The organism is Anaerobacillus alkalidiazotrophicus (assembly GCF_001866055.1).
Genome location: NZ_MLQS01000014.1, coordinates 31,434 through 44,025, shown reverse-complemented (window position 1 = coordinate 44,025; position 12,592 = coordinate 31,434). Strand labels below are relative to the sequence as shown.

The following is a 12,592-nucleotide window of genomic DNA, read 5'->3' as shown; positions in this document are numbered from 1 at the left end:
CGTCTCCCTCCTTTTAATTTACACATAATACGTAGTATGCTTTTGTTTTGAAGTTACTCTATCGCATCATTAATGATAAATTCCCCGCAGCGACCATTATCGTTATTGCTAGGAAAAACATTAAACAAACTGTTGCTAGTGCAGCGAAAATAAAAATAACTGCTTTACCGATAATAGAAAGACTATTAATGATCGCTCCACCTCCTAGCGGTTGCAAGACTGCCGCAGCTAGATTAAAAATAAGGGCTAATGCTAACACTTTAATTGCTGGAAAAGCACTGATTAATAAAAGAATAGCCAGTCCTACTATTCCAATCGTATTTTTTAAAAGAATTGATGCCCCCATGACTGTATCTGCAGCATCAGTAAACACTCTTCCTACCACTGGTACGAAATTACCTGTAACAAACTTTGCTGTTCGTATCGTTATACCATCTGCTACTGCCGTGACTGCCCCTTGTACGGAAATGACTCCTAAAAATATTGTTAGAAATATTCCAAGTGTCCCTACACTAATGTTTCGAAGTAAATTGGCAAGCTTCGTTACCTTGTAATGATCAGTCAAAGTACTAACAAGGCTCAATAACGCTGATAAAAAAAGTAAAGGTAAAACAAAGTGTTGAATTAATAGTCCACTTGTATTAACTAAAAAAATAATCAAAGGATGAAATAAAGCAACTGACGTAATACTACCAATCGAAGCGAGTAAGGCTAAAAGCAAAGGAAGTAGGGCTATCATAAAATTTATCATCAAAGAAATCGCCGTTTGAGCATAAGTAATGGCAACATAAAAGCTATTTATGGCAATAATCATTAATACCATATAAACGATCGCATTCGCGACCTTACTTACTGTATTCTTTTCAAAGGCAGTTTGTAGCGTTTGAAGAATCATACTAAAAACTGTTAATAGAATTAAAGTTCCTAATAATTTCCCATTCACAATTATTTCGTGAAAAAAATATCGGACAAAACCAAATAACCACTCTTTTAGAGAAAACTCTTTTTCACCGCGAACAAATTCCATAAATGAACCTTTTTGGTTTTCTGGTAGGAAACCCCCATATTCATTTACAATTTCTTCCCAATATTCTCTAATTTCTTCGATTCCTAATTGAGAAAGCTGTTGTTCGACTAGATTTTCTTTTGGTGGTGGTTCAGCCATTGCTACAGTAGGTACAAGAAAGAAAATAAAAATTAGTAGTACGAATATTTTTTTCATGTTGAAAACCCCTATCCACCTTAGTACGGTAATAAACCAATCACAGTTTCTATAATTGCAGTAATGATAGGAATAGCCATTACTAATATAAATACTTTTCCTGCCAATTCGATTTTTGATGCTATAGCCCCTTGACCAGCATCTTTTGCAATTTGTGCCCCAAACTCTGCAATGTAGGCGATGCCAATGATTTTTAAAATTGTTTGTACATAAACCATATTTATATTTGCGTTAATGGCGATTTTTTGAAGCATTGAAACAATGAGATATATTTGGTCTATAAGAAAAATAAAGATTAAGATCCCTACAAATACCGTTAATAGGAATGCGAAAATTGGCTTTTGTTCCTTTACTACCAAAGCTAAAAATGTTGTGATTAATCCTAACCCAACTATTTGAATAATCTCAATGGCAAAACACCTCCCTATTGAAACAGGAATACTCCTTTTATTTTTTGAAATAAATTATCAACAATTGTTGCAACCATATAAAGGACGACAACAAACCCGATTAATGTCACCCAATGAGCCCAATCTTCCTTTCCCATCTGTTTCAATACTGTATGAATCATTGCCACAACAATACCGATACCTGCGATTTGAAATATTGTATTAACATCATAGCCCATGTAATCTCCTCCTTAGCTGTACCCCTACATCATTAATATGACAATTAATAGTCCAGTCAAAAACCCAAGACTTTTTAACATCTTTTCATAACGATTTTGCGCTTCAATTGCGTCCCCTTCTTCCCTTTCTAAATGGCTTAATGTTAATCGAATTTGTTTTTGCTGATGTTCTCTATCGTGTTGTCCTAATGTTGCTCCAAATTGACTCATAACTTCTAATTCCCCTTTACATAAAGCAGTCATGTGCCACGTATCATTTAAACTTTCTTCCCATGCCTTATGAACACTAACTTCACCCTTATTTAATCTCTCAGCAAAACTTTGAAAAAAGTATGAAATAGGTTTCGGCATCTGTTTAGCTATATGCTTACTCGCTTCTGATAATGGTGTTAGTCCATACATAATCTCTGATTCCAATGATTGTAGGGCAACTTTTAATTGCCTTAATTGTCTTGGGCGGTCACTTAACCTTCTAGCAAATTCAAATCCAACCCATGTCGTTGCAACAATGATTAATATAGCTCCAAGTATTTTCAATGCAACCTCACCACATCTTTTCCATACTCATTTCGAATCCGATTGATTCTCCCAGGTTGAACGCTTCTAGATAATTCAATCACTCTTTTAAAAACGTGCATATTCATTAACGTTTTTAATGATGGGCGGTCAATAACATCTTCTAACGTCCTCCCATGTACTGTGGTTATAATTTTCACTCCTGAATGAATAGCTTCCATAATAGCTTCACTATCTTCTTGTCTACCAATTTCATCTACTACCAACACTTGAGGACTCATTGATCGAATTAACATCATCATTCCCTCAGCTTTAGGGCAGGCATCTAACACATCAACTCGATTTCCAAGAGAGTGTTGGGGTATTCCTTTAACGGATCCAGCTATCTCTGAACGCTCATCTACAATACCAATTTTCATAGATGGAATTACCCCCTTACCTTCACTAATTATTCTTGCCAAATCTCTTAACAATGTTGTTTTACCTGTTTGTGGTGGTCCAATAATTAAAGTGTTATTCCATTCTTCACTGCTGTATAAATATTGAACTAAAGGTTCTGCCACTCCAAGCTTTTGTCTAGCAACTCTAATATTAAAAGAGCTTATATCCCGAATGGCCTTCACTTGTCCTTTTTCTGTAATCACCTTTCCTGCCAATCCAACTCTGTGCCCCCCCCGGATGGTAATATAACCTCTTTTTAATTCTTCTTCTAAGGCATATAGAGAATAATCGCTTAACTGGTTTAATAAATGAATGGCGTCACTAGGAGAAACAGGATATGGACAAGCATTATATTTAGGAAAGATCGCTTTCCCATCAATCACAATTTCAAGTGGTCGGTGGACACGGATACGGATCTCCTCAACGTTTTCTCTTGTAGGTAAAGGTAGCGAAACAACTAACTCCTTGATCTTCTCCGGTAGAACCGCTAAAATCTCCTTCAATCTTTTACCCACCTTCCAATTGTCGTTTGTGTAGTACTAGCCTTACTACTGAAAATGTATGCATACTTGACCATAATATGACTATTTTCATAACAATAGATTTTATCTACGTAGTCCTATTAGGATTAATAACACCCCAAGACCAACGAGAAGTAACTTAGAGTAAGATAGCTTGTCAGCTAAACCAATCAGTCCAATACTCATTGTCGAAATTAATATTATTGGTCCTACTATTGCTAATGCGGCGTTAACCATTAATGCCTTGTCAACCGTATTAAATTTCAACATAATAGATGCAGCGGTTATTTCTATAAGGCCCGATATTATTCTTAAAATAACCATTCCCAAAACTGCAGTTTCAATTGCCGCCATCCAATTTTTCATATATATTTCCACCTCTAATAAATAGACTTATTTATAAGACTGTTTAGCATGTAGTACAACCTTATGTCTGAAACAATAATTTAGAACAGAAAAAAGCATCTATCTACAAAATGTAAATAGATGCTTAATAACTTATTGAAATAATTCATTGTGAAAAACCAAACTTTGGTTTAGGCTCTTGACATATACGCTGCATTACGTGTATCAATAATAAGAACATCACCTTCATTGATAAAAAACGGTACTTGTACTGTTAATCCAGTTTCTAAAGTAGCTGGTTTTGTACCACCTGAAGCAGTATCACCTTTTATTCCCGGCTCGGTTTCAGTTACCTTTAATTCAACTGTATTTGGTAATTCAACCCCTAAAGTTTCTCCTTGGAATGTCATTACTTGAACTACCATGTTTTCTTTTAAGAACTTTAATTCATACTCAAGCTGAGCCGACGATAATTCTAATTGCTCATATGACTCATTATCCATAAATGTGTGTGTATCACCACTAGCATATAAATACGCCATGCGACGATTTTCAATATGTGCTTTTGAAACCTTTTCACCAGCACGGAAAGTTTTTTCTTGAATAGCCCCTGTTCGAAGGTTGCGAAGCTTTGAGCGTACGAAAGCAGCCCCTTTCCCTGGTTTAACATGCTGAAACTCTACTACTTGCCAAAGCCCCCCATCTACTTCTATCGTCAATCCTGTTTTAAAATCATTAACTGAAATCATTGCTTTTCCTCCTAATTAATCCTTATATGTAAATTTATTAATCGCCTAATATTAGTAGTTCCTTTGTAGAAAATGTTAATGTATTATTACCATCTTCAGTTATTACAGTATCATCTTCAATACGCGTCCCACCAACCCCTGAAATATAGATACCAGGTTCTACAGTGACAACCATACCTGGTTGAAGTACTGTTTCAGATTTCTTAGAAAGGCCTGGTCCTTCATGAACTTCCATACCAAGACCATGTCCAGTTGAGTGCCCAAAATATTCACCATAACCTTTTTGAGAAATAAAGTCCCTTGTTATATCATCAGCTTCTTTTCCTGTTAATCCAGCTTTTATTTCTTTCATTCCTTTTAGCTGAGCTTCTAAAACCGTATAATATATTTTTTCTAACTCACTCGAAAGTTTTCCAACTGCTACTGTACGGGTAATATCTGAACAGTACCCTTTATAGTATGCACCAAAATCTAAAGTTACAAGCTCCCCTGTTTGTATCAATTTAGAACTTGCTACTCCATGTGGTAATGCAGATCTTAGACCTGAAGCTACAATAATATCAAACGAGGAGGATTCTGCTCCTTGTTTCCTCATAAAAAATTCTAACTCATTTGATACATCTAACTCTGTTAAACCTGGTTTTATGTATTTAATTATATGATCAAAAGCTGCATCAGCAATTTTTGCTGCTTCTTTTAGTATCTTAATCTCTTGTTCATCTTTAATCAAGCGTAAATTTTCAATAATTCCACTAGTAGGAACTAATGTAACATTTTTAAACCTCTCTTTATACTCCTCGTACTGAGCAAAAGAAACGTGGCATTTTTCAAAACCTAACTTTTCAATCCCCATATTTTTAATTTGTGTTGCCAATTCATCAACTAATAAAGCTTTGTGTTGTACTATTTCAAAGTCAACAGCTTGTTCTGATGCTTGTTCCACGTAACGAAAATCTGTAATAAATTTAGCTTCTGTTTCAGTTATTAGTGCCACACCAGCGGTTCCAGTAAACCCAGTTATGTAACGCCTGTTGTAATTACTAGCAATTAATATTCCTTCAATTTCATTTTTTTTTAGTCTTTCTCTCAGTTTAGTTAATCTTCCCACTATCCATCCTCCTTTTTGCATTATAGAATTCATTAGCTAAAGCTATATGTAATTAACTAATACCCACATAATTTTGTTAATTTTTCTTAATTATGAATTTTAAAACGAATAGAATGTCCCTAATGGACATTCTATCACAAGCTATTATCATTTGAATAGGTAACCACCTTGTTATTTAAGCCTTTCACTATACTCATATGAGATGGAATATCCTATAAAAACACCATATAACACATACAAGCATATTCCTGTTATAATTGTATTAAGATCTAAATCAACTAATGGTTTTAACCCAGGTAAAATTGGATTCAAGAAATAAAAAACAATGAACCATAAGACGAAACCAAAACCAATACCTGGCCATATACTATTAAAACTAGCTAAAATATACCTATACAAAAATGAGATAGGAATTGATATGACCGATATTAATGCTATTCCTACTAACTGTCCTATGTAACCATTTTTCCAATCTCCTAATGCAAAAGGCATTAATACTAAAGCTGGACCTACTCGAATAAAATTAAAAAAGAAAGCAAAGTATCCTACTAGACTCCAGATTAATCCACCAAAAAATCCAATTGATGCCACAGTTCCGTTAAAACTCATTGGCTGTTCCCGTTTGTTTTGCTCTAAGTTTTCCATTTTTTTAATCACCTCAAAGTATAGTATGACCGTAATTCTTTAAACTATTGCAATTAGAATTTTTAGGAAAAGAGTGTAAAACATTATAAGTCTGGGAATATTATATATAGTAGAAAGTAATTTTAGAGGAAAAATGTTTTACACGTAGAATATATTTAATTAAATATAATATTAATTTCTTAAGCATTTTTAACTTTCATCTATTTTCTTCCTAATTATATTATTCCTAGTTTTTCCCATCTTTAAGTCATGTTCCACTATAATAAAACAGAGCATAGAGTATAAAGTACAACAATAAACGTTAGCATTAGGTGGGGACTATTATGAGGGAAGTTAGGAAGTATAAATCAGTTAATGTGTTAAAACATTTCAAGAATTTTAGGAGGTGAGCATATGACTCGTTATTCTTTTCATCCACTTATTTTATGTGTTTTAGGTTTATCAATTGTTGGCTTGTTCCACAGACTATATAAAGATCCTGTAGAACTATTTAGTCAGTTGTTATTTATGGTTGTATTCGCAAGTATTATCTTCTTTTTAGTAAAGAAATTTTTAGCACATAAACATAGTAATAGTACTAATTATGGCTCACATCAACCTCAACCAAAGAGAATGAATTTCAAAACTTCCAATGGGAGTAAAGTTGCTCCTCATAAGAACAAGAAAGATACAAAAAAAATTTCCCGTCCGCTAGTTAAAAAGCGAACTGAAGTAAATTTAACAGTAATTGAAGGAAAGAAAAGTAAGAAAAAAAATCGAGCTCTTTTTTAAGAGTTCGATTTTTTCTTAACTGGTCATTAATTAATTTTGTTGTTTTCAGTCTCGTTTTTTTTCTGAACTTTCCTGAGTATTTCAACTCGATTTTTATCCTCTTCAAAGTATTGTACGAGATCGCCTATTCGATCAATTGCATCCCAGCTTAAATGGTGCTCAATACCTTCTACATCTTGATAAATATTTTCATTACTTACTCCAATTATCCTCATAAATTCCTCAAGCAAATCATGACGGTATACGAGTCGCTTTCCGACCTTCTTACCTTTCGGAGTTAATACAAAACCACGATACTTTTCATATATAACGTACTCCGTTTGATCTAACTTTTGAACCATCTTTGTAACAGAGGAAGGATGTACATCTAAAGCTTCTGCAATGTCAGAAACCCTAGCATATCCTTTATCTTCTATTAATAAATAAATTCTTTCTAAATAATCTTCCATACTTGGTGTTGGCATCGTGTCCCCTCCGATTTCCTCTCCAGCCATCCATACTATCTTTTTACATGCTTAAGATTATACTACATTCAAATTTGATGGACAACTCATCTAAAACAGTTAAAAACGCTTCATGTATAATACTCTATTTTTGCGTTGGGAAAGAATTTTTGAATATATCCTTCTATCGTACCTTTTAATTCATCAGATTCTTCATTCTTATATACATATTTCCCTCTACCGTATTTTCCCCATTTATATTTTCTTTCCTCTTCATTCATTTCAAGCTTTGATTTTGGGTAACGTTTTAAAATAGTTCTTTTTGCTGTTTGCGTAAAGCGGTGCTGGATTAGTTCAAATGTTAAGTCTTTAGTTGCATATAAAGGTAGAGTAGCTTCAAGTTTCTCAAATAGCTCTAAATAACCTTCTTGCCACCCTTCATGTCTATATAGTGGCGCTAAAATAAAACCTAAAGGATAATGAGCCTTTGCAACTTTTCCTGCTGCTTCAATACGTTTATCAAACGAGGATGTACCAGGTTCAAAATTTTTAATTACATAATTAGAATTTAAACTAAAACGAAACCGAGAATTTCCGTTGTGCATTACATCTAAAAGATGATCTACATGATGATATTTTGTTACAAACCTAAGTCTCCCTAAATCTGTTTGACCAAAAAATTCAATAGCCTTTTTCAAAGAATGAGTTAAATGATCAATGCCTACAATATCAGAGGTACATGCCGCTTCAAAACGAGTAATTTCTGGTTCTCTTTCCTTAATATAATTTATTGTAGCTTCAAATATCTCTTCCAAATTAACATAAGTACGAATATATGGCTTATCACCCATTGTCGTTTGTAAATAACAGTAGTGACAGTGGCCCATACACCCAGTAGCAAGCGGAATAGCATATTCTGCAGATGGCTTTGAGGTGTCAAACTTCAATGTCTTCCTCACACCCACAACAAGTGTTGATTTTGCATTTCGGTATTTTTGGTTTTCATTTTCTCCTGGAATATTTCTGACTTGATTGTGTGAAGTTGTTTCCCTAATTTCTAACCCCATTTTTTCAAACTTTTCTTTTAACTCAAGTCCTAGTGGATAATCCAATGCTTTTGGTTCTATATAAACGAGTTGAGGTATAAAAGGCTCCATTTTTATTTACCACCTTATTTTATTGTATCTTTATTCTTTATTAAGGTGTGCAGATTTATTATATTATTTTTGTGTATTAGCTACCGAAAATGGAAAAGAGAGAACATACATAATGTTCTCTCCCTCCATATAAATTTATAGTCCACACTTTAATTGAGCATTACAATTTGTGCATGTATTACATCCGCCTATATCCTCAACTGTACCTGTACGGCAAACTGGGCAAGTGTTTCCAACTTCTGACCCAATTGTTACTGATGTAGACCGTAGATCAGCAATTGTATCAAGAAGAACCACTTGTTGCTTCGCTGTCTTTTTCTCCTCAACATTAATATCCTCTAATTTATTTTCTTCTGCAGTTAAAGAAAGTACTTGAGCATCACGACTACCGTCTACGTAAACAGTGCCACCTTTAGCACCACCTCGGTATAAACGTTCATATACAGCTTGAACTTGATCAACTGTATATCCTCGCGGAGCATTAACAGTTTTAGATAATGAACTATCTACCCAACGTTGAATAATGCATTGAACGTCCGCATGAGCCTCTGGAGATAAATCCATTGTTGAGATAAACCATTCAGGTAATTGATTAGGATCAGCATCTGGATTAGCGTTATAATATTCTTCTACAATTCCTGCTTTTACTTCAATAAACTTACCTAAACGGCCACTACGATAATAAGAGAATGAGTAGTAAGGCTCAAGTCCTGTGCTAACTCCTACCATCGTTCCTGTACTTCCAGTAGGGGCAACAGTTAATAAGTGCGAATTTCTAATGCCATATTTCAGAATATCTTGACGGATATCTTCAGGCATTTTTCTCATATAACCACTATTAATAAATTTTTCACGTAGTAATTGTGTTTCGCCATCGCTTTCTCCAAGTAAAAACGGGAAGCTACCTTTTTCTTTTGCAAGCTCGATGCTTGTTCGGTAAGCAGTCGTAGCAATTGTTTCGAAAATTTGATCAATTAACTGATTACCTTTTTTGGATCCATAAACAGTTTCAGTATAGATTAATAAGTCATGTAAACCCATTACCCCTAAACCTACACGTCTCTCTCCCTTTGCCATTTTTGTATTAGCATCTAAGAAGTACGGAGTTGCGTCAATAACATTATCCTGCATTCTTACACCAACACTAACCGTACGTTTTAATTTTTCAAAATCAACCTGCTTTGTTTCTTTGTTTGCCATTTCAGCTAAATTTATCGCAGCCAAGTTACAAACACTATATGGCGCAAGGGGTTGTTCTCCACAAGGATTTGTTGCTACAACTTTTTGACCATATGCTACTGCATTAGTCATATCATTAGCATTATCAATAAAGAAAATCCCTGGCTCAGCTGAGTATGTTGCACAAATATTTACTAGCTTCCATAATTCACGTGCCTTAATCATACGATATGTCCTAACATTGAAACCTAGCGCTTCCCACTCACGAACATCCCCATACTTATTCCAATCGCGATTATATGCTTCCATTTCTTCTGGTGAATAATTTTCAACATCAGGAAAACGTAGTGGATAATCCTCATCGTGTTCTACTGCTCTCATAAATTCTTGTGTTAAACATATTGAGATATTTGCACCTGTTAAAAATTCAGGGTTATTCACACTATAAGTTCCACCTAAGCTAAGCTTTTCTTCAGCTTCTTTAAAGACACTTTCATCAAACCCACCGAAGCCTGGTATTGCTTGGTAATTCAAAATTCCTTGATACATTGCTTTTTCAACTTCAGATAAAGGCGTAAATTTGAGCTTATCCTTAACAAGTTGCTTAATTTGAGAATCATTCGTATTTTCTAACAAAAATCTTAATATTTTTGGGTTTTGCATTTTAGAAATGATGAACTCTAAAATATCGGGATGCCAATCTGCAAGCATGATCATTTGAGCGCCACGACGCGAGCCACCTTGTTCCACTAAATGTGTGAGTTTAGCAATATCATCTAACCAAGACACTGACCCAGAAGACTTACCATTAACTCCTCTAGCAAGTGTATTTCTCGGCCTTAAAGTTGAACCGTTCGTTCCAACGCCACCACCCCGGCTCATAATTTCCATCACTTGAGTACGGTGTTCTGATATTCCACCTCTAGAGTCTTTTACGAAAGGCATAACATAGCAATTGAAATAAGTAACGTCTGTGCCTGACCCAGCACCATATAGTACTCTTCCCGCTGGAATAAAATTGAGATTCACTAGTTCTTCATAAAACTCTTGAAAAGACGATTGCTTACGTTCCACTGAGGTTTCTACCGAAGCAAGTCCAGTTGCATTACGCATGGCAATTTGTTCATAGAATATTTCTAAGGGCTTTTCAATCGAATCAAGAGCTCTCGTTACAATTCCAGTAGCGATTTCTTCCGGATTATCTAAAACTCCTTGAAATTCCTCGTCAACTAAAATACTTGCTTCACTTTTATCCCAGTCAATGTTTTGAATAAAGCCATATCCCCGAGCAGGAAATTTCGGATCTTGTTTTACTGTTAAGACGACAAAATCTCCTTCTTTTAACGTTTTTTTCTCCGTATCTTTAAAGGTATAACGATCTAACATTACGAGACGTGATACGCCTTTTTTACTGAGTCTCATGTCCGATGTGATTGGATGAACTTGCGGAAATTGTTTAATATCCTCGTTAAGACTCTCCACATTAATTCGCATCACTTTTGACATTGTCATCGCCACACGCATTCTCCCCTTTTATTAAATAATATACATTTTCATGATGTAAAAAATATACGTGAGTTTTTTTACCATTTTTGGTATTTGATACCAAAACATTTCTCATGATAGCTTGTCTAAGCTTACCATAGAAATAACAACTATTCAATATATAGTGTTCAAATATAACACCAAAATACTATATATTGTTATCAATCGGAAAAATTTTATTTTTGTCAACTTTAAAAGAGAATAAATATAAAAGAAAAATGTAGAAATTCTAACAAAATCCCTTAAAAAATAATAAATATGGACATTTTTCTTATTTGCATTAGAAAAATGTCTTATAAGTGCTGATAATAAAAGCATTTGTTAAATTTAATCCACAAAAAAATATTTTCAATAGAAACATAAATAAATTTTATCTATACTTACTTATACATAAACCCATTAATATATGTAGAATTGTAATATACTGGAGGAATGAAAAAAGATGAGCTATGTTCTACTTAACGATCAAATTACGGAACGAAAGAATGTAAAAATTGATATGGAAGACCGTGGGTATAACTTCGGTGATGGAATATATGAAGTAATTCCCATCTATAACAGTAAACTTTTTACACTAGACGAGCACTTAGATCGATTTGAAGATAGTGCAAGAAAATTAGAAATAAAACTTCCTTACGACAAAAATGAGTTAGAAAAACTATTACATCAATTAAAGAATGCGAATAAAATCGACAATGGGATTATTTATGTACAAATGACTAGAGGTGTTTCACCCCGATCTCACCTTTATGAACGTGATTCAAACGGCATAATTACAGGTTTTAGTAGAGAAATGAAATTCCCAGAAAAACCAAAACAAAAGGGGATACATGTTTTTGTAACAGAAGATATTCGTTGGTTACGTTGTGATATTAAAACAATTAATTTATTAGGCAATACAATGATAAAAAGAAATGCCTTTGATAAACAATGTCAAGAAGGAGTTATGCATCGTAACGGTAATATCACTGAGGGCTCCTCGTCAAACATCTTTATTGTAAAAAACAGAACATTATATACCCATCCTGCATCAAACTTGATATTAAATGGTATTACAAGACAACTTGTAATACAGCTCGCTCGTAAAAACAATATCCAGGTAATAGAAGAAGCTATTTCTTTACAACAGCTAAAAGGTGCAGACGAAGCTTTTATTACTAGTACTACACAAGAAATAACCCCAATAAGAAAGACAATTGGTGATGTTGATGCTACTTTTCAAATAGGTGAGATTACAAAAACTTTACAACAGTCGTTTAATAAATATGTAGAAATACATTGTAAGTAATCATATAAAAGGAAGCCTTCTGAGTTTTAGGCTT

General features: G+C 34.0%; 14 protein-coding genes. 2 read left to right on the top strand and 12 right to left on the bottom strand.

Going from position 1 to position 12,592, the window contains the following annotated elements; translation table 11 throughout:
- Positions 1-58 precede the first annotated feature (58 nt).
- The 9 genes from spoIIIAE to BKP45_RS09500 form a co-directional block, all read right to left on the bottom strand.
- The gene (gene spoIIIAE / locus BKP45_RS09540) at positions 59-1,222 is read right to left on the bottom strand and encodes a stage III sporulation protein AE (RefSeq protein ID WP_071389469.1); all 1,164 of its coding nucleotides are present in this window, start codon (positions 1,220-1,222) and stop codon (positions 59-61) included.
- A gap of 20 nt (positions 1,223-1,242) precedes the next feature.
- Positions 1,243-1,632, bottom strand: a complete 390-nt coding sequence (gene spoIIIAD / locus BKP45_RS09535; protein ID WP_071308428.1) for a stage III sporulation protein AD — start codon at positions 1,630-1,632, stop codon at positions 1,243-1,245.
- A 14-nt stretch (positions 1,633-1,646) separates the two neighbouring features.
- Positions 1,647-1,850, bottom strand: coding sequence for a stage III sporulation protein AC (gene spoIIIAC / locus BKP45_RS09530; protein ID WP_071308427.1), 204 nt, complete (start codon positions 1,848-1,850; stop codon positions 1,647-1,649).
- Between the two features lie 24 nt (positions 1,851-1,874).
- Positions 1,875-2,387 carry a stage III sporulation protein SpoIIIAB gene (gene spoIIIAB / locus BKP45_RS09525; protein ID WP_071389468.1) on the bottom strand — a complete coding sequence of 171 codons (513 nt, stop codon included), beginning with the start codon at positions 2,385-2,387 and terminating at the stop codon, positions 1,875-1,877.
- Positions 2,384-3,322 (bottom strand): stage III sporulation protein AA, encoded by a 939-nt coding sequence (gene spoIIIAA / locus BKP45_RS09520; protein WP_407639590.1) that lies wholly within the window; start codon positions 3,320-3,322, stop codon positions 2,384-2,386. The genes spoIIIAB and spoIIIAA overlap by 4 nt, the downstream gene beginning before the upstream one ends.
- A gap of 90 nt (positions 3,323-3,412) precedes the next feature.
- Complete coding sequence (locus BKP45_RS09515; RefSeq protein ID WP_071389466.1) at positions 3,413-3,694, bottom strand: YqhV family protein; 282 nt, start codon at positions 3,692-3,694, stop codon at positions 3,413-3,415.
- A 170-nt stretch (positions 3,695-3,864) separates the two neighbouring features.
- Positions 3,865-4,422, bottom strand: a complete 558-nt coding sequence (gene efp / locus BKP45_RS09510; RefSeq protein ID WP_071389465.1) for an elongation factor P — start codon at positions 4,420-4,422, stop codon at positions 3,865-3,867.
- Positions 4,423-4,459: 37 nt separating this feature from the next.
- Positions 4,460-5,530, bottom strand: a complete 1,071-nt coding sequence (locus BKP45_RS09505; protein ID WP_071389464.1) for a M24 family metallopeptidase — start codon at positions 5,528-5,530, stop codon at positions 4,460-4,462.
- A 171-nt stretch (positions 5,531-5,701) separates the two neighbouring features.
- Positions 5,702-6,175 carry a YqhR family membrane protein gene (locus BKP45_RS09500; protein ID WP_071389463.1) on the bottom strand — a complete coding sequence of 158 codons (474 nt, stop codon included), beginning with the start codon at positions 6,173-6,175 and terminating at the stop codon, positions 5,702-5,704.
- 393 nt (positions 6,176-6,568) lie between these two features.
- Here BKP45_RS09500 and BKP45_RS09495 point away from each other — a divergent pair, with 393 nt between their 5' ends.
- Positions 6,569-6,946 carry an SA1362 family protein gene (locus tag BKP45_RS09495; RefSeq protein WP_071389462.1) on the top strand — a complete coding sequence of 126 codons (378 nt, stop codon included), beginning with the start codon at positions 6,569-6,571 and terminating at the stop codon, positions 6,944-6,946.
- A 26-nt stretch (positions 6,947-6,972) separates the two neighbouring features.
- Here BKP45_RS09495 and mntR read toward each other — a convergent pair whose 3' ends face one another.
- The 3 genes from mntR to BKP45_RS09480 form a co-directional block, all read right to left on the bottom strand.
- Entirely contained in the window at positions 6,973-7,410 is a 438-nt protein-coding gene (gene mntR, locus BKP45_RS09490; RefSeq protein WP_071389461.1) for a transcriptional regulator MntR, read from the bottom strand.
- Between the two features lie 110 nt (positions 7,411-7,520).
- Positions 7,521-8,546 carry a spore photoproduct lyase gene (gene splB / locus BKP45_RS09485; protein WP_071389460.1) on the bottom strand — a complete coding sequence of 342 codons (1,026 nt, stop codon included), beginning with the start codon at positions 8,544-8,546 and terminating at the stop codon, positions 7,521-7,523.
- A 135-nt stretch (positions 8,547-8,681) separates the two neighbouring features.
- Positions 8,682-11,237: a vitamin B12-dependent ribonucleotide reductase gene (locus tag BKP45_RS09480; RefSeq protein ID WP_407639591.1), complete on the bottom strand. Its 2,556-nt coding sequence runs from the start codon at positions 11,235-11,237 to the stop codon at positions 8,682-8,684.
- A gap of 475 nt (positions 11,238-11,712) precedes the next feature.
- Between BKP45_RS09480 and dat the strand changes: the two genes are divergently transcribed.
- The gene (dat, locus tag BKP45_RS09475; RefSeq protein ID WP_071389458.1) at positions 11,713-12,558 is read left to right on the top strand and encodes a D-amino-acid transaminase; all 846 of its coding nucleotides are present in this window, start codon (positions 11,713-11,715) and stop codon (positions 12,556-12,558) included.
- Positions 12,559-12,592: the final 34 nt, after the last annotated feature.